This window comes from Cellulomonas bogoriensis 69B4 = DSM 16987, assembly GCF_000767165.1.
In the GTDB taxonomy this organism is placed as follows: Bacteria; Actinomycetota; Actinomycetes; order Actinomycetales; family Cellulomonadaceae; genus Actinotalea; species Actinotalea bogoriensis.
On the sequence record NZ_AXCZ01000468.1, the window covers coordinates 1 to 458 of the forward strand.

The 458-nt window shown below is 68.8% G+C and carries 1 protein-coding gene; it reads left to right on the forward strand.

Annotated features, from left to right (window positions below; all coding sequences use genetic code 11):
- On the forward strand, positions 1-458 hold a 458-nt coding region (locus N869_RS16055), incomplete at both ends, for a hypothetical protein (protein ID WP_035063423.1).

Sequence of the window (458 nt, forward strand, 5' to 3'; positions counted from 1 at the left end):
GGGTGTGGGGACGTTCCGGGCGACCTATGACGCGTCGGGGAATGTGGTCGAGCAGCGGTTGCCTGGTGGTGTGGTGCAGTCGGCTGTGTTCGACCGGGCCGGCCAGGAGGTCGGTCTGGGCTACCAGCTGCCAGGTACTGGCGGTGAGTTGCTGTCCTGGACGTTGGGTCGTGATGCCCAGGGGCGGATCGTCACGACCTCGGGGCCCTCTGCTGAGGGCGGCGGCCGAGAGACCGGGTACACCTATGACGCGGCAGAGCGGTTGGTCGGTGTGGTCGACGTGGTCGATGGGGTGTGCGCTCAGCGGACGTACACGTTTGACGTGAACGGGAACCGCACCGGGTTGGCGTCGCGGTCTGATGAGGGGGACTGCCAGGCTGGGAGCAGTGGGCAGGGGACCAAGGCGTGGACCTATGACGCCGCTGACCGGGTCCAGCGTGGGGCGGGTGGTGGGGGCG